This is a genomic window from Bradyrhizobium sp. B025, from assembly GCF_042257955.1.
GTDB lineage: Bacteria > Pseudomonadota > Alphaproteobacteria > Rhizobiales > Xanthobacteraceae > Bradyrhizobium > Bradyrhizobium diazoefficiens.
Genome location: NZ_CP170150.1, coordinates 3,190,390 through 3,208,828, shown reverse-complemented (window position 1 = coordinate 3,208,828; position 18,439 = coordinate 3,190,390). Strand labels below are relative to the sequence as shown.

At 62.5% G+C, this 18,439-nt stretch carries 8 protein-coding genes; 2 read left to right on the top strand and 6 right to left on the bottom strand.

What is annotated here, in order from left to right; translation table 11 throughout:
• Positions 1-4: 4 nt before the first annotated feature.
• The 6 genes from ACE10W_RS14690 to ACE10W_RS14665 all read right to left on the bottom strand — a co-directional run bounded on the left by ACE10W_RS14690 (position 5) and on the right by ACE10W_RS14665 (position 5,708).
• Complete coding sequence (locus ACE10W_RS14690; RefSeq protein WP_011086353.1) at positions 5-1,033, bottom strand: ABC transporter ATP-binding protein; 1,029 nt, start codon at positions 1,031-1,033, stop codon at positions 5-7.
• Complete coding sequence (locus ACE10W_RS14685) at positions 1,026-2,123, bottom strand: ABC transporter ATP-binding protein (protein WP_011086352.1); 1,098 nt, start codon at positions 2,121-2,123, stop codon at positions 1,026-1,028. The genes ACE10W_RS14690 and ACE10W_RS14685 overlap by 8 nt, the downstream gene beginning before the upstream one ends.
• Positions 2,124-2,133: 10 nt before the next feature.
• Positions 2,134-2,334 (bottom strand): hypothetical protein, encoded by a 201-nt coding sequence (locus ACE10W_RS14680; RefSeq protein ID WP_011086351.1) that lies wholly within the window; start codon positions 2,332-2,334, stop codon positions 2,134-2,136.
• Complete coding sequence (locus ACE10W_RS14675) at positions 2,331-3,308, bottom strand: carbohydrate ABC transporter permease (RefSeq protein ID WP_051000396.1); 978 nt, start codon at positions 3,306-3,308, stop codon at positions 2,331-2,333. Before ACE10W_RS14675 ends, ACE10W_RS14680 begins: the two co-directional genes overlap by 4 nt.
• Positions 3,305-4,279, bottom strand: coding sequence for a carbohydrate ABC transporter permease (locus ACE10W_RS14670; RefSeq protein ID WP_011086349.1), 975 nt, complete (start codon positions 4,277-4,279; stop codon positions 3,305-3,307). Before ACE10W_RS14670 ends, ACE10W_RS14675 begins: the two co-directional genes overlap by 4 nt.
• Before the next feature lie 70 nt (positions 4,280-4,349).
• Complete coding sequence (locus ACE10W_RS14665; RefSeq protein WP_375762604.1) at positions 4,350-5,708, bottom strand: ABC transporter substrate-binding protein; 1,359 nt, start codon at positions 5,706-5,708, stop codon at positions 4,350-4,352.
• Between the two features lie 979 nt (positions 5,709-6,687).
• On the opposite strand from ACE10W_RS14665, the gene ACE10W_RS14660 reads away from it, so the two are divergent.
• Both ACE10W_RS14660 and ACE10W_RS14655 read left to right on the top strand, forming a co-directional pair.
• Complete coding sequence (locus ACE10W_RS14660) at positions 6,688-6,867, top strand: hypothetical protein (protein WP_375762789.1); 180 nt, start codon at positions 6,688-6,690, stop codon at positions 6,865-6,867.
• Positions 6,868-7,914: 1,047 nt separating this feature from the next.
• Positions 7,915-18,147, top strand: a complete 10,233-nt coding sequence (locus tag ACE10W_RS14655) for a VCBS domain-containing protein (protein ID WP_304552355.1) — start codon at positions 7,915-7,917, stop codon at positions 18,145-18,147.
• Positions 18,148-18,439 lie beyond the last annotated feature (292 nt).

Here is an 18,439-nt window from a genome sequence, read left to right as displayed (position 1 = left end):
TCCTCTAGAGAATCATCGCGGGGATGCGTCGCCCCGCGCGATCGAAACAGAGCGGATGTACCAGGTGCAATTCGACCTCCTGACCTGCCTTTAGCGGCTGCTGATGCGGATCCGCAAGCGTCACCAGCATTTCGCCCTTATAGTCCAGATGAACGTGATTCTGTTCGCCGAGGTGCTCGACCCGGTGGACGCGGCCGACCATCCGTCCGCCATTGCGCGCACCGACCTTCAGATGCTCGGTACGGATGCCGACGGTCTCCGTTTCCGGCGGCACCGACACGTCGGACAAGAGACGTGCCGGAAGGAAATTGATCTGCGGCGTACCGAGACGCGAGGCGACATAGGAGCTGGAGGGGCTTTCGTAGATCTCCCGCGGCGTGCCGAGCTGAAGGAGCTGGCCATCCTTGATCACGCCGATCCGGGAGGCCATGGTCATAGCCTCGACCTGGTCGTGGGTCACGTAAAGGATAGTCGCGCCAAGCTCGAGCTGGATCCGCTTGAGCTCGAGACGCAGCTCCGAACGGAGCTTCGCATCCAGCGACGAGAGCGGCTCGTCCATCAGGTAGATCGCGGGATCGCGAACCAATGCGCGGCCGATCGCCACCCGCTGCATCTCACCGCCGGACAGGCGGGTTGCACGGTTGTTCAGCTTGCTTGCGATATGCAGCAGCTCCGCCGTCTGTTCGACACGCTTGCGGATGATGGGCTCGGGCACGCGCCGCGCGGGCGAGCGTAGCGGGAATGCCAGATTGTCATAGACAGTGAGATGCGGATACAGCGAGTACTGCTGGAAGACGAAGGCGATATCGCGCGATCCCGGCGGATCATGCGTCACGTCATGGCCGTCAATCATGACCGAACCGGTGTCGGGGCTCTCGAGCCCGGTGATCAGCCGCAGCGTCGTGGTCTTGCCGGCGCCGCTCGGCCCAAGCAGGACCAGGAATTCCCCGTCATTGATCGCCAGCGAGAGCTCGCGCACCGCCTCTATCGTGCCGAAGCGCTTGCTGATGTTGCGCAGAATGACGTCAGCCATGGCGGGGGCTCCCCTCATTGGCGGTCCGGATCGCCATGCCACTGCCAACATCGAACAACGCCAGTCGCTCGGAATGGAATTCGAGACCGACCGTCTCGCCGATCCGCACCGACGCGCTGGAGGGCAGCCGGGCAGCGACGCGTCCATGCGCCGTGTCGACCGTGACGATCTGCGTCGTGCCGAGATATTCTGCGCCGAACACCTCGCCGCGGACGGGTGCTGCATCGGCGAAACGGATATGCTCCGGGCGTATCCCGAGCGCCAGCGGCGCGCTCGCGCGATCCTCGCGGATCTCCGGGACCGCGATGCTGGCATCATGGAAGGCGATGGCCCGATCTCCGGATCGTAGGCCGCCCTCAAAGCGCAAGAAGTTCATCGACGGCGAGCCGATGAAATCGGCCACGAACATGCTCGCGGGCCGGTCATAGATCTCCTGCGGCGAGCCGATCTGTTCGACGCGCCCCTTGTTCATGACGGCAATCCGGTCCGCCATTGACATCGCCTCGAGCTGGTCATGTGTCACGTAGACCGTAGTTGCACCAATGCGATCATGGAGGTCGCGAAGCTCGCCGCACATCAGATGCCGAAACTCGGCGTCGAGCGCCCCGAGCGGCTCGTCCATCAGGAAGGCCTTGGGCCGCCGGACCATAGCGCGCCCCAGCGCCACGCGCTGGCGGTCGCCACCCGACAGCTTTGACGTCTTGCTCGACAGGAGATGCTCGATCCGCAGGAGCCGCGCCGTCTCCTGCACGCGCTCGCGGACCGCACGCCGGCCCATGCCCTGGCACCTCAGGGGAAAGCCGATATTGTCGGCAACATTCATGTGCGGATAGAGCGCGAAAAGCTGGAAGACGAAGGCGATGTCGCGGGCCGCGGCACGGCGGAACGTCACGTCCTCGCCGTCGAGCAGGACCTTGCCCTCGGTCGGCAGCTCGAGGCCCGCAATCATGCGCAGCGTGGTCGTCTTGCCACAGCCGGAGGGCCCGAGCATCGCGAAAAAGGTGCCGTCGTCGATCGTGAAGTTCGAGCCTTGCACGGCCGTGAACTGATCGAACGACTTGCGCAGGTTTTCGACGCGAATTTGTGCCATGTTGACCGCCCTATTCCGGAAAATGGCTCACGATCACGTAGCCGACCGTGCCGATGAGGATCGTCACGAACGAATAGCTGTACAGATCAATCGTCCAGGGCTGCACCAGCATGATGATGCCGCCTCCGATCAGGGTCATCGCGCCGGCCTCCCAAGGCCCGCGACGGAACCAGCGAGACACTCCGCCCTTGGCAACCGCAGAACCGCTCATTTGCGCACAGCTCCGAATGTGATGCCGCGCAACAGGTGTTTGCGCAACAACACGGTGAACAGGACGATCGGGACAACGAACAGCGTAGTCGCGGCAGCCACCGCCGGCCAATCCTGCCCGCCCTCGCCGATGATGAATGGGATGAATGGCGGCATGGTCTGCGCTTCGCCGCTCGTCAGGAGAACCGCGAAGGCGTATTCGTTCCACGAGAAGATCAGGCAGAAGATCGCGGTTGCCGCAATTCCCGTGACGGCCTGCGGCAATACCACCTTGCGCAGGGCCTGGAGTCGCGTGTAGCCGTCGACGAGAGCGGCCTCCTCATACTCGCGCGGGATCTCGTCGATGAACCCCTTGAGCAGCCAGACTGCGAGCGAGACGTTCACGGCGGTGTAGAGCAGGATCATTCCGAGCCTAGTGTCGGTCAGATTGAGCTGGCGGTACATCAAATAGATCGGGATCGCGACCGCGACCGGCGGCATCATTCGCGTCGAGAGAATGAAGAACAGCAGGTCGTCAGCCAGGGGAATGCGAAAGCGCGAAAAAGCGTAGGCCGCGAGCGTGCCGAGAAACACGGCCAGGAACGTCGAGCCGAACCCGATGATCAGCGAGTTCACGAAGCGCGGCACGACCTTCGATGGCCCGGCAATGACCATGTCCCGCTGGCGCACGAGCGTGTCGTACCACGTCTCCGGCGGCGGCAGCTTGGCGATGAAGTCCGGCGTCTGGCGGGTGCGCACGGTGAAAAGGTTGACATAGCCTTCGAGGGTCGGCTCGAAGAGCACCTTGGGCGGATAGGCGATGGCGTCGCTCTGCGACTTGAATGCGGTAGCGACGATCCAGAGTAGCGGCAGGATCGTGATCACGGCATAGAGAATGACGAGGCCACCTGCCACGGCCTTCGAACGCGGCGAGGCTTCGACGATGGAATGAGCGGTGGACTTGGCCAGGACTGACTTGGCGAGTGCAGCGGTCATCGTTGCTTCACCTTGTTGAGCGCTTTGACGTAGATGTTGGCGGCACCGAACACGGTCACGAACAGGATGATGGCGAGCGCAGAGGAATAGCCGGTGCGCCATTTCTCGAATGCCGCGCGCTTCAGCGTGATCGACACGAGCTCCGTGGTCGATCCCGGGCCTCCCGACGTCAGGAGGTTGACCATGTCGAACATCTTGAAGTTCTCGATTGCGCGGAACAGCACGGCGAGCATCAGGAACGGCACCGTCATCGGCAGCGTGATCGACCAGAATTGCCGCCACGGCGAGGCGCGATCGACCTCGGCCGCCTCATAGATGTAGTGGGGAATGGAGCGAAGCCCGGCGAGGCAGATCAGCATGACGTAAGGCGCCCACATCCAGGTGTCGACCAGTACGATGGTCCAGGACGCGAGCGAGACCTGTCCGGTCATGCTGAACGAGCTCGGCGGCACCCCCGTGAACAGGCTGATCACGTAGTTGAAGGGCCCGATCTGCGGCTGCAGCAGCAGCGTCCAGAAGTTGCCGACCACCGCCGGCGACAACATCATCGGCAGCAGGATGATCGTGGTCCAGAAGCTGTGACCGCGAAACTGGCGGTTGATCAACAGCGCCAGGCCATAGCCGATGACCACCTGTAGTGCCACAGACCAAATCACGAATTGCGCCGTGGTCTGGAGCCGGAACCAGACGTCCTCGTCGGTGAGGATGTCGGTGAAATTGTCGAGCCCGACGAACCGCAGCGGCAGATAGGACATGCTGAGGTTGAGGCTGGTGAAGGACAGCCGGATCATCCACACCAGCGGAAAGATGTTGATCGCCAGCAACAGCGCGATCGTCGGCGCAACGAACAGCCACGCAATGGTGCGGTCGGAAAGGCCGCGCACGCGCCGTGCGTCGCGAGATTTGGCGGGCTCGCTCATGCCGGCAATCGTAGCATCATCAGGTTGAAGGATCGTCGTCATCTGGTCCATCGGCTGGCTGGTTCGGTTTCCCCGGGGGACACCCCCGGGGAAACCGGTTCAGTTGATGCGAGCGCCGCGCCTATTGCGACGCGACCTGCTTGCCCTGCTCCTTGAAGACCTTGGTCCAATCCTTGACCAGGAGATCGAGCGCCTGCTGCGCGGTACCCTTGTCGGCGACGACGTAATCGTGCACCCGCTTCTGCATGTCGAGTAGCAGTTGCGCGTAGGACGGCTCGGCCCAGAAGTCCTTCACGATTCCCATCGACTCCAAGAATTGCGGCGCGAACGCCGCGCTCTTCGGGAAGTCGGGCGCATCGACCACCGCTTTCAGGGCCGAGTAGCCGCCGAGCTGCCACCATTTCTGCTGCACAGCGGGCTGCGCGAACCATTTGATATAGGCGAGCGCGTCGTCCTTGCGGTCGGAGGTCGCCACCACGGAGATGCCCTGTCCACCAAGCTGCGTGAAGTGTCCATTCGGGCCGGCCGGATTGACGAAGAATCCGATCTTGTCGCCGCCGACATTCGGATCCTTGTAGAGGCCGGGGAAGAAGGCGAACCAGTTCATCTGCATCGCCACCTGGCCGGACTTGAAGGCATCGAGCCCCTCCTGCATGTAGGCGTTGGTCATGCCCGGCGCGGTGCAGCACTTGTAAAGTTCCTTGTAGAACTCGAGCCCCTTGGCCGCCTCGGGTGAATTGACGACGCCCTGCATCTGATACGGCTTCTTTGGATTGTCGTAGCTGAAGCCGTAATTGTAGAGCACGTTGGTCACGCCCATGGTTATGCCTTCCGAGCCGCGCTCGGTGAAGATATAGGCGCCATAGACCTTCTTGCCGTCGATCTCGCGGCCCTGGAAGAACTCCGCAATCTGCTTCAACTCGTCATAGGTTTTCGGCGGCGCCAGGTCGCGGCCGTACTTTGCCTTGAAGGCGGACTGAATCTCGGGCCGCGAGAACCAATCCTTGCGGTAGGTCCAGCCTACCGCATCGGCCATAGCCGGCAGCGCCCAATAGTTCGGCGAGTTCTTCGGCCACTGCGAGTAGCCGACGACCGTCGCCGGGACGAAGTCGTCCATCGATATCTTCTCCTTGTCGAAGAAATCGTTGAGCTTGACGTACCACTTGTTCTCGGCGGCGCCGCCGATCCACTGGCTATCGCCGATGATCAGGTCGCAGAGCTTGCCGTGGGAGTTGAGCTCGTTGAGGAAGCGATCGGCATAGCTCGTCCACGGGACGAACTCGTATTTCATCTCAATGCCGGATTGCTTGGTAAAGTCCTTGCCGAGCTCGACCAGCGCATTGGCCGGATCCCATGCCGCCCAGCACAGCGTAAGCTGCTTGCCCTGAGCTGCGGCTTCGCCTCCGCCAAATATCCCCAGCAGCGCCGTCCCGAGGACCGTGGTTGCCGCCGAGCCTCTTAGCCAATTGAATGTCCGCATATCCGTTTCCTCTCTCGTTGAAGCATCCAACCCGCTCGGCGCTCCCTGCCGGAACGACGCCAAGATCCTGAAACCGAGTTTGAGGAGCGATGAGTGGAGAACGAGACGGACCATTTCCGGAAACGGGTCCGGAAGGGCTTGGGCTCCTCCCACACATCGGCTCGATGCGTGATGTTTAGTTTTTTTATAAGACTAAACGTATTACTAAATTTTGGAAGCCGTCAAGCCGGTTTGTCGCTAGCCTGGCGAAAAGATTCGCGACGTTCGCGCGCGCAAGCGGGATGTTCGCAGCGCAGCAAAATGCCTGGATTTTGTCGAACGCTTCGATTGCCGATCTGGCGCCGCGGAGCAATCCAGCCCGCCTGGATAACCGGCGAGCCAGAAGTTGGCCATCGCCAAGCATGTTTAGCAAATGGCTTTACTGAACGTTCAACAAAGCGATTAAGAGCGTGAGCAGTCTCCTCATCGGCCGAAGTCTGCCATCGCCGCGGACCACACCTGTTTCGCCCCAGAAACGACCTCGCCAAAGCGCAGCTAACGCGATCGAACTCAGGCATGGGTGCAGCAAGTTCGACCAGCGGGGCTGCACGGAGCGAGATGAGAGGGTGGCGCCTCATGTTTCCAGCAACTGGTGCTGATCGTCAGCACTCACCTATCTCCCCTGCCCTCGGAAACAATGGGCATGCTCTTCCGCCGACCCGAGGCAGCCCAATCTCATCTCACGAGGTCTGCTCACATTGGCTGTGTCGAGATTTTTCTTGATCTCCCGGTGCATACGCCGCCTTCCAAGCAATTGAAGAACTTGAACTCTCGCTCCAATCCATCATGGGCCGATTTGAGCTAGGTACAGCAACACACTAGCAACTTGTCAGGCTTGGCTCGATTTGTGCCAAGTTAGGCAACTGATCGCATGACGGCCTGTTTCGGCCGCGGTGCGACGGACCGAGTGGCGAATGAAGCCGGCGCATGAAGTCGGCCGTTGCCGTCCTCGGGAGACGCCGGCGTGTCGCTGTGCCTCGCCGAGATGTTGACGATCTCCAGCGAAGTGTCGCGGTACATATCGGCGAGAACCGACAGTGTAGTTTCGACCTTGAGCCAGCGGTCCTTCCGCACCGCGCCTGCTGCGGGCCTGCCGCGCCTCGATGACGCCGTCGGCTGAAAGCAACTCGACGGCCTGCCGGATCGTGACGCGTGACACGCCGAACTCCGCGGCCAGCTCCTCGTTGACCGGGAGGCGAAAGCCTTGGGGCCGGATGCCATGCTTAGACTGAGCCAGACTAAGAAGCCGGCACTTAGTCTTGCTGACCCCGGGCGGCAAAGAAGCGCCAATTAGCTATCTGCGAATTCGTCGATAATGTGCCGCAGGTGCGGTCGATCAGCATGCGCAACCGTAGTCTTACGTGGTCCCGACGGAGTACCCCTCTTGGGCCGTTGCCCCGACCGAGATTCCTAGCGAGCATCGCGATGTACGAGAAGCAGGGGCTGCGCGATTGCTCGTCTCACATTTCAAACGAATCGCCGACGCGGGGATGCGCACAGCGTTTTCCAGCCCGGATTGGGATTCTTACGCTGATCCATACGTGCGAACGCCCCTGTGCCGCGGGCGACTGTCGGGTTCGATCTCTGAAGGGACCTTACTAAAGCAAGAAACGTTATTGGAAAATCATAAGCCGTGCGCGGTCGTCAGGAGGCCGAGCACGAACGGGGCAGGAGTTAATGGCGTCGGGATCTTTTCACAACAGGCCAGAGTTTCTTCTGGCGGCGGCGCGTAGGCGCTGAACGGGCGCTCATTGCCGGCGCTCTCCTGTGAGTTGCTCTTCGAATGCGATTGCACCTGCTCTGCATCGGCAGAGTGGAGTGTGTTGTGAGCAGCGCCTTATTCACCTCGACGTCTTTACGAGCCGCCGGCTGGTCTGAAACTAATTCTCACCTCAAGGACAATTCGAGTTCATCTCGACCATCGGATCTTTCGGTCGAGCTGTCTATGGCAGTTGCGATTGCCTCCCGGGTGACGGCGGCTCCGGTGATCGATTCAGCCGATCTGCAGACCTCGTCGAGCGACGGCGCACCTTCGCTATCTCCTCGTCAGGACACGACTGCAGAGTTCTGGGCCGCTTCAAGGTCGCCCGAATCCGTCACGTTGCTCACCCGTGTTCGGGTTGCTCCCAAATGACTTTCATATTCTACGCGTCTTGAGGTCGAAGACATGGCTACTCAGGCAACCGGCGGCGGCAGCACCACTTCATTCTCCAACACACCGCAAGCGACGAACGATATTTTTACGAGTGGCCTGACCGCCGCCGGTGTATCCATTTCGCTGACGGAGGATAACCTTCAGCCTGTCTTTTTCGATGTCATGGGAAATGACCTTGGGGGCAATGCCAAGACCCTCTTTTCCATCGACAACGGCATTAATAACAGCGGCGCCATGAGCGGCTATAGTGCGGCTGATTTGCTGACTCAGGATACCGCGCGCGTCGAAGCCACCAGCAGCGATACAAGCTTGAATGGCGCAAAAATCTGGATCACGGCGGATGGTAAAGTCGGGTATGACGCGTCAGCATTAAGCGCTCAAGTCGCTGCCCTGTCAGCAGGGGATTTTTTCACAGATTCATTCATTTACGCTATCCGGCTTGGCAATGGGACGCTGAGCTGGGCGACCGCCACAGTGAGAATTGCCGGGGTCAACGATGGCCCCGTTGCAGCGGCCGACACAAGTGCGGTGAAGGAAGACACCGCGCCGAATTCAGTCAGCGGCAACGTACTCATCAACGATACCGACGCCGATACGCACGACAGTCATAGCGTCACGGCCATCAACGGCTCTGCCACCAAGGTCGGTGCTGATGTGGTCGGCACCTACGGCACGCTGCACCTCAACTCCGATGGCACGTACACCTATACGCTCAACAATGCCCAGGCCAATGTGCAGGCGTTAGCGGCAGACCAGCTGGTTTACGACACTTTCAGCTACACCAATTCCGACAATCATGGCGGCTCGTGCACTGCCAACCTGACCATCACGGTTACCGGCACCAATGATGCGCCGGTGATCACCTCGTCGGCGCAGAGCGGCCTGGCGGCGGAGTGGGCGGATCTGTCGGCGGCCGAAGGGTCCAACACGCCGCATACCGCCTCCGGCGCGGTGACCTTCACCGACGTCGACACGCTCGACAGCCACACTGCGAGCTTCGCTCCCCAGGGCGGCGGCTATCTCGGCAGCTTCACGCTCAATACCACCAACCACGATACCGGCAATGGCGGCTCGATCGGCTGGAGCTTCTCGGTTGCCGACGGCGCCATCGATTATCTGCAGGCCGGCCAAACCCTGACCCAGAAATACGACGTGACGATCTCGGATGGCCACGGTGGCACCGCGGTGCAGACCGTGACAGTGACGATTGTCGGCACCAACGATGCGCCGGTGATCATCTCGTCGGCGCAGAGCGGCCTGGCGACGGAGTGGGCGGATATGTCGGCGGCCGAGGCGGCCAACACACCGCATACCGCCTCCGGAGCCGTGGCCTTCACCGACGTCGACACGCTCGACAGCCATACCGCGAGCTTCGCGCCGCAGGGCGGCGGCTACCTCGGCAGTTTCACGCTCGATACCACCAACCACGACACCGGCAATGGCGGCGCGATCGGCTGGAGCTTCTCGGTCGCCGACGGCGCCGTCGATTATCTGCAGGCTGGCCAAACGCTGACTCAGAAGTACGACGTGACGATCTCGGACGGCCACGGTGGCACCGCGGTGCAGACCGTGACAGTGACGATTGTCGGCACCAATGACGCCCCGGTGATCACCAGCGCCACGCAGTCCGGCACCGTGTCGGAAGGCGACGACCTCCCGGCCGCGGCGCAGACCGCCACCGGCCAGGTCAGCTTCTCCGACGTCGATGCCATCGACACCCACACGCTGTCGGTCAGCGTCGCCGCCGCCCACGGCACCGCCACCGTCGATCCCGACGGCACCTGGCATTACACTGTGCTCGACAGCGGCGCGGTCGATGCGCTCGCCGTCGGCGAGCATCTCGCCGACAGCTTTACGGTCGAGGTCGACGACCACCATGGCGGCCTCGCCACCCAGCAGGTCACGATCGACATCACCGGCACCAACGATGCGCCGGTCGCGGTGGCCGACACCAACAGCGGCCTGGAAGACAGCACCATCACCGGTACGGTCGCGAGCAATGACGGCGACGTCGATGACGGCGCGGTCCTGACCTATGCGCAAACCAGCGCGGTCGCCGGCCTGACGCTGAACCCGGATGGCAGCTACAGCCTCGATGCCACCAATGCCGCCTACCAGCACCTGGCGCAGGGCGCCACCACCGACGTGGTGGCAAACTACACCGTCACCGACGAGCACGGCGCCACCTCGAACTCGTCGCTGACCATCACGCTGACCGGCACCAACGACGGCCCGGTCGCGGTGGCCGACACCAACAGCGGTCTGGAAGACAGCACCATCACCGGCACCGTCGCGAGCAACGACAGCGACGTCGATGACGGCGCCACTCTGAGCTACAGCCTCGATGCGGCAGTCGCCGGCCTGACGATCAACGCGGACGGCAGCTACAGCCTCGATGCCGCCAATGCCGCCTACCAGCATCTGGCGCAGGGCGCCACGACCGACGTGGTGGCGAACTACACCGTCACCGACGAGCACGGCGCCACCTCGAACTCGTCGCTGACCATCACGCTGGCCGGCACCAACGACGCCCCGGTGGCGGTGGCCGATACCAACAGCGGCAGTGAGGACAGCACCATCACCGGCACCGTCGCAAGCAACGACAGCGACGTCGATGACGGCGCCACTCTGAGCTACAGCCTCGATGCGGCGGTGGCCGGGCTGACGCTGAACCCGGATGGCAGCTACAGCCTTGACGCGGCCAATGCCGCCTACCAGCACCTGGCGCAGGGCGCCGCCACCGACGTGGTGGCGAACTACACCGTCACCGACGAGCACGGCGCCAGCGCCCCCTCGACGCTAACCATCACGCTGACCGGCACCAACGACGCCCCGGTTGCGGTGGCGGATACCAACAGCGGCCTGGAAGACAGCACCATCACCGGCACCGTCGCGAGCAACGACAGCGACGTCGATGACGGCGCCACTCTGAGCTACAGCCTCGATGCGGCGGTGGCCGGGCTGACGCTGAACCCGAACGGCAGCTACAGCCTTGATGCCGGCAATGCCGCCTACCAGCACCTGGCGCAGGGCGCCACCACCGACGTGGTGGCGAACTACACCGTCACCGACGAGCACGGCGCGACCTCGAGCTCGACGCTGACGATCACGCTGACCGGCACCAACGACGCCCCGGTCGCGGTGGCGGATACCAACAGCGGTCTGGAAGACAGCACCATCACCGGCACGGTCGCGAGCAACGACAGCGACGTCGATGACGGCGCCACTCTGAGCTACAGCCTCGATGCGGCAGTCGCCGGCCTGACGCTGAACCCGGACGGCAGCTACAGCTTCGATGCCGACAATGCCGCCTACCAGCACCTGGCGCAGGGCGCCACCACCGACGTGGTGGCAAACTACACCGTCACCGACGAGCACGGCGCGACCTCGAGCTCGACGCTGACCATCACGCTGACCGGCACCAACGATGCTCCGGTCGCGGTGGCGGATACCAACAGCGGTCTGGAAGACAGCACCATCACCGGCACGGTCGCGAGCAACGACAGCGACATCGATGACGGCGCGGTCCTGACCTACGCGCAGACCAGCGCGGTCGCCGGCCTGGCACTGAACCCGGACGGCAGCTACAGCCTCGATGCCGGCAACGCGGCCTACCAGCATCTGGCGCAGGGCGCCACCACCGACGTGGTGGCGAACTACACCGTCACCGACGAGCACGGCGCGACCTCGAACTCGACGCTGACCATCACGCTGACCGGCACCAACGACGCCCCGGTCGCGGTGGCGGATACCAACAGCGGTCTGGAAGACAGCACCATCACCGGCACGGTCGCGAGCAACGACAGCGACGTCGATGACGGCGCGGGCCTGACCTACGCGCAGACCAGCGCGGTGGGCGGTCTGACGCTCAACCCGGACGGCAGCTACAGCCTCGATGCCGACAATGCGGCCTACCAGCATCTGGCGCAGGGCGCCACCACCGACGTGGTGGCGAACTACACCGTCACCGACGAGCACGGCGCGACCTCGAACTCGACGCTGACGATCACGCTGAGCGGCACCAACGACGCCCCGGTCGCGGTGGCGGACACCGACAGCGGCCTGGAAGACAGCACCATCACCGGCACCGTCGCGAGCAATGACAGCGACGTCGATGACGGCGCCATTCTGAGCTACAGCCTCGATGCGGCGGTGACCGGGCTGACGCTGAACTCGGACGGCAGCTACAGCCTCGATGCCGGCAATGCCGCCTACCAGCACCTGGCGCAGGGCGCCACCACCGACGTGGTGGCGAACTACACCGTCACCGACGAGCACGGCGCGACCTCGAGCTCGACGCTGACCATCACGCTGACCGGCACCAACGACGGCCCGGTCGCGGTGGCGGATACCAACAGCGGCCTGGAAGACAGCACCATCACCGGCACCGTCGCGAGCAATGACAGCGACGTCGATGACGGCGCCACTCTGAGCTACAGCCTCGATGCGGCAGTCGCCGGCCTGACGCTGAACCCGGACGGCAGCTACAGCTTCGATGCCGACAATGCCGCCTACCAGCACCTGGCGCAGGGCGCCACCACCGACGTGGTAGCGAACTACACCGTCACCGACGAGCACGGCGCGACCTCGAGCTCGACGCTGACCATCACGCTGACCGGCACCAACGATGCGCCGGTCGCGGTAGCCGATACCAACAGCGGCAGTGAGGACAGCACCATCACCGGCACCGTCGCGAGCAATGACAGCGACATCGATGACGGCGCGGTCCTGACCTACGCGCAGACCAGCGCGGTCGCCGGCCTGACGATCAACGCGGACGGCAGCTACAGCCTCGATGCCGGCAACGCGGCCTACCAGCATCTGGCGCAGGGCGCCACCACCGACGTGGTGGCGAACTACACGGTCACCGACGAGCACGGCGCGACCTCGAACTCGTCGCTGACCATCACGCTGAGCGGCACCAACGACGCCCCGGTCGCGGTGGCGGACACCGACAGCGGCCTGGAAGACAGCACCATCACCGGCACGGTCGCGAGCAATGACAGCGACGTCGATGACGGCGCGATCCTGACCTACGCGCAGACCAGCGCGGTCGCCGGCCTGACGATCAACGCGGACGGCAGCTACAGCTTCGATGCCGCCAATGCGGCCTACCAGCATCTGGCGCAGGGCGCCACCACCGACGTGGTGGCGAACTACACCGTCACCGACGAGCACGGCGCGACCTCGAGCTCGACGCTGACCATCACGCTGACCGGCACCAACGACGCCCCGGTTGCGGTGGCGGATACCAACAGCGGCCTGGAAGACAGCACCATCACCGGCACGGTCGCGAGCAACGACAGCGACGTCGATGATGGCGCCACTCTGAGCTACAGCCTCGATGCGGCGGTGGCTGGCCTGACGCTGAACCCGGACGGCAGCTACAGCCTTGACGCGGCCAATGCCGCCTACCAGCACCTGGCGCAGGGCGCCACCACCGACGTGGTGGCGAACTACACCGTCACCGACGAGCACGGCGCGACCTCGAGCTCGACGCTGACCATCACGCTGACCGGCACCAACGACGCCCCGGTGCTGAACGCCAATGGTGGATCGCTGCCTTACACCGAGAACCAGGCGGCGACGGCGATCGACACCGTACTGACGGCGTCGGATGTCGATAGTGCGAATCTGACCGGGGCGACGGTGTCGATCACGGCCAACTTCACGTCCGGCCAGGATGTGCTCGGCTTCAGCAATCAGAACGGCATCACAGGCAGCTACAACGCATCGACCGGCGTGCTGACGCTGACCGGTTCTGCGACTGTCGCCCAGTACCAGGCGGCGCTGGAGTCGGTGACATACTTCAATTCGAGCGACAACCCGTCGGGTACGACCCGCACCATCAGCTATCAGGTTGATGACGGCCAGACGGCAAACCACGCCAGCAACATTGTGACTTCGACAGTGGCGGTGACGCCGGTCAATGATGCGCCGGTGGGCGTCGCTGGTCATACGCTGAACTACACGGAAAACCAGGCCGCCACCGCGATCGACCCGGCGCTGACGCTGTCCGACGTCGACAATGCCAATCTGGCCTCGGCGACGGTGCAGATCACCGGCAACTACGTCAACGGCCAGGATGTGCTGGGCTTTACCAACCAGAACGGCATCACCGGATCGTTCAACGCGGCGACTGGGACGCTCACCTTGACCGGTTCATCCAGCGTCGCGAACTACCAGACCGCGCTGGACTCGGTGACCTACCTCAACACCAGTGACAACCCGTCGGGCGTGGCCCGCACGGTCACCATCATCACCAATGACGGGACTGCCAACAGCGTCGCCGTGACCGACACGATCAACGTGACGCCGGTCAACGATGCGCCGGTGGTCGTCGCTGGTCATACGCTGAGCTACACGGAAAACCAGGCCGCCACCGCGATCGACCCTGCGCTGACGGTGTCCGACATCGACAGTGCCAATCTGGCCTCGGCGACGGTGCAGATCACCGGCGACTACGTCACCGGCCAGGACGTGCTGGGCTTCACCAACCAGAACGGCATCACCGGATCGTTCAACGCGGCGACCGGGACGCTCACCTTGACCGGTTCATCCAGCGTCGCGAACTACCAGACCGCGCTGGACTCGGTGACCTACCTCAACACCAGCGATAACCCGTCGGGCCTGGCCCGCACTGTCACCATCATCACCAATGACGGGACCGCCAACAGCGTGGCCGTGACCGACACGATCAATGTGACGCCGGTCAACGATGCGCCGGTGGGCGTCAACGACACCGGCTCGGCCACCGACGCGGGCGGCACCGGCAATGGCACCGCGGGCTCGAACGCGACCGGCAACGTGCTGACCAACGATACAGACGTCGACAACACCAACGCATCTCTGGTGGTATCGGCGATCCGCACTGGGGCGGTCGAAGGCTCCGGCACGGCCGGCACGCTAGGCTCCAGCCTAGTGGGTGCACACGGCACGCTGACGCTCAACGCCAACGGCTCCTACACCTATGTTGTGAATGACAGCGACTCGGCGGTGCAGGCGCTCAACAGCGGCCAGACCATTACCGACAGCTTCAATTATGCCGTAAAGGACCCGGGCAATCTCACCGACACCGCGGTGCTCACGGTCACCATCAACGGCGCCAACGATGCGCCGGTGAATACGGTGCCCGGTACGCAGGAGGTGGTACAAAATACCAACGTGACATTCAATGGCGCCAAACTCATCTCAATCTCGGACGTTGACGTAGGCGCTGGGACCGAGACAGTGACGCTGTCGGTCGCGCACGGCACGCTGACGCTATCGGGCACCACCGGCCTCTCGTTCACCACCGGCGACGGTACGACCGACGCGACCATGACCTTCTCCGGCACGGCGGCGAACATCAACAACGCCTTGAATGGTCTTCTCTACAATCCAACCGACACTTTCGTCGGCGCCGATACTTTGACGATCACGACGACGGATCAGGGTGGATTGAGCGATAGCGACACCGTTACCATCAATCAGGACAGCCCTAACCCGGGTACGCTGACGACGAGTTCGACCGACGTCATCTTCTACGCCAGCGGCACGAACACGGTAAATGCAACCAATCTGACCTTGAACGGTACAGATAGCATCACCGGCGGAACCGGCACGGACACGCTCATCGTCACCGGCGGCTCCCCTGGACCATTCACATTTGGGAATGGCGTGGGAAACCTCTTTCTCACAAATTTTGAAGTTTTCAAACTGGTCGACACCAACAGCGGAAATCATACCGACAACGTAACGTTCCTTTCGACTTTCCAAAATAATGGGGCACTGACCGTCGACGCGACTGGTATCGGTGGCAATGGAAAGCTCAATTTGGATGCAAGCGCAGTCACGTCCGGAGCTTTCATTGTTATCGGCGGAGACAGTGACGACACTCTCAAGACTGGTTCCGGCGACGACACCCTCACCGGCGGCTTGGGTAACGACACCCTTACCGGTGGTGCTGGCAACGACACGTTCAACGTCAATTCTGGCACTGACAGCGTCACCGATCTTTCAGGGAATGATGTCCTTGTCATAAGCGCAGGGGCCACGGCCAACGCTACCGTCACTGCAGCCTTTACGGCCACGTCATCGACCAGCAACGCTGGTACGGCAAACCTGAGCAGCAACGGCTTTGCCGTTGACTTGAGCGCGGCGACCGGCGCCAACGGCTTTACAGTCACCAACACCGGCGCAGCGGCGGCCATCACCGGTTCAGCACAGAATGACACGCTGATCGGCGGCTCCGGAAATGACACGCTTGCCGGCGGCTCCGGCGCCGACAGCATTACTGGAGGCAGCGGCGCTGATACAATGACCGGCGGAGCCGGTAGCGACACGTTTGTCATTAACAGCGGACAATCTCTCGGCACCGTTGGGGGCTCCGGGGATGCCGGCACGATTTCCGGCTATGACGCGATCAACGACTTCGCCACGACCGGCACCAACGACATCCTTGATCTGCCGGTCACCAACGTGACGGCCAATACTGCCGGCACTAACGGTACTGACTCCACGTTGACCATTTCCGGTCAGACGGTGAAATCGCATGCCATCACGAACGGCGTCATCACATTCGATGATGCCAATGCCTTTGCGTCAGCACTAACCCTGACGTCCACCGCTAACGTCGCAGCCGTCGTGCAGTACCTTCACAACAACGATATAGCCACCGGCACCGGCGCAGCGGTTGCTTTTGTCGCGAACATCGCCGGAACTGCCCATAGCTATGTCTTTGAGCAGGTCGGCACAACTCCGAACGCCGCTAACGACATCCTGGTCGATCTCGTAGGGGTCACCCTGACCAACATCAGTCAGGCACATCTCGCTCCCGCAGGCATTGCCGGCGAAGCCATCAACCTTGGACTGACAAACCCGGTGGATCACGTTGGCACGGTCAGCGTCAGCGTCAGTGGCATTCCGGCGGGTTGGACGCTGAGCGAGGGCACCGACAACGGCGATGGGACCTGGTCGGTGCAGACAAACGATGTCACCGCACTCACTATCACCACGCTTGATGATTACGCGGGCGCGGTGTCGCTGCATATATCGCAAACTTGGACGGATTCTACGGGCGGCACCGGGTTGGCCATGATCGCCGACAACGTCGAAGCCTATGGACAAGGCTCCCCAATCTTCGCGCTCTCAGGCGACGACAACCTGACCGGCTCCACCGGCGACGACTTGTTCGTGTTCTCCCAGCCGATCGGGCATGACGTGATCTACAGCTTCGACGCTGCCTCGGATCAGATCGATCTGATCGGCTACGCCAACTTCACCGGTTTTGGCGACATCCAGGCGCACATGGCCAACGATGCTGCCGGGGATGCAGTGATCACGCTCGCCGATGGCCAGTCGATCACACTGAACGGGGTCGATGCGTCTTCGCTCACTGCTGATGACTTCGTCTTCGATCACACGCCGGTCACCGAGAATCCAGGCCACATGGTGATCAGCGACGGGGCGATCCTGCCGCTATCCGGCATCATCGACAACACCGGCACCATTGAGTTGAACTCAACCGGAAACGAGGCCGATCTGCAGTTGATCGAGCTTGGCATCACCCTGCAGGGCGGCGGCCATGTTGAACTTACCGACAGCAGCGAGAACGTGATCACCGGAACGGTCGCGGACGTCACGCTCACGAACGTCGACAACACCATCGCCGGCGCGGGACACCTTGGGGATGGAGTGATGACCCTCGTCAATGAGGGTACCATTATCGCTACCGGCACCAATTCTCTCGACATTGATACCGGGACCAACGCCATCACCAACTCCGGAACCTTCGAGGCAACCGGCGCCGGCGGGCTTGTCATCCACAGCGATGTCATCAATACGGGCGTGTTGTGGGCCAACGACGGCGACGTCACGATCGACGGCAACGTCAGCGGCAACGGTTCAGCGCTGATCAGTGGGACCGCGACGTTGGCGTTTGCACATGCTTCGGCGGAAAATACCACGTTTGCTGCAGGCGCAACCGGAACCCTCATCCTTGGCGATTCCTTCAACTTCTCAGGGACCGTGTCCGGGATGACCGCAGACGATCATATTGATCTTCTCGACTTCAACTTCGCTAGCGCGCCGACGCTGAACTACACCCCCAACGCGGACAGCAGCGGCGGGACTCTGAGCATCACCGACGGAGCCCATACCGCCAACATCGCTTTGTTGGGTACGTTTGATCCCACCGGCTTCCAGATCGAGGCGGACAAGACGACCGGAACGTTGGTCAGCTACCACGATTTCCATCTGGCCTAAAGGCGGGTTAATCGCGATCTTCGATGGAGCGCATCCTCATCGCGTATATTCGGAGCGTAATGCCAACTATTCGCCCCGGCAGTAAGTCCGCTGCTTACTTCAACCAGTTCCGCACGGTGTCCACGTCCAAGACAATGCCGTGCTTGGCGAGGTCGTCGGCAATTTCCTGCGGCACGGTGCGGCGGCCTCGTTTTGGATCAAGTTTGTAGCTAGGACGGAGAAGAATGGCCGCTCGAAATGGAGCGCAATATCGATCGCAACGGAGCGTCCAAGCCACGCGTGGTCCGGAACG

Coding starts and splice junctions, on each gene's coding strand:
- ACE10W_RS14690 (WP_011086353.1), bottom strand. CDS start 1,033: ATGGCTGACGTCATTCTGCGCAACATCAGCAAGCGCTTCGGCACGATA.
- ACE10W_RS14685 (WP_011086352.1), bottom strand. CDS start 2,123: ATGGCACAAATTCGCGTCGAAAACCTGCGCAAGTCGTTCGATCAGTTC.
- ACE10W_RS14680 (WP_011086351.1), bottom strand. CDS start 2,334: ATGAGCGGTTCTGCGGTTGCCAAGGGCGGAGTGTCTCGCTGGTTCCGT.
- ACE10W_RS14675 (WP_051000396.1), bottom strand. CDS start 3,308: ATGACCGCTGCACTCGCCAAGTCAGTCCTGGCCAAGTCCACCGCTCAT.
- ACE10W_RS14670 (WP_011086349.1), bottom strand. CDS start 4,279: ATGGACCAGATGACGACGATCCTTCAACCTGATGATGCTACGATTGCC.
- ACE10W_RS14665 (WP_375762604.1), bottom strand. CDS start 5,708: ATGCGGACATTCAATTGGCTAAGAGGCTCGGCGGCAACCACGGTCCTC.
- ACE10W_RS14655 (WP_304552355.1), top strand. CDS start 7,915: ATGGCTACTCAGGCAACCGGCGGCGGCAGCACCACTTCATTCTCCAAC.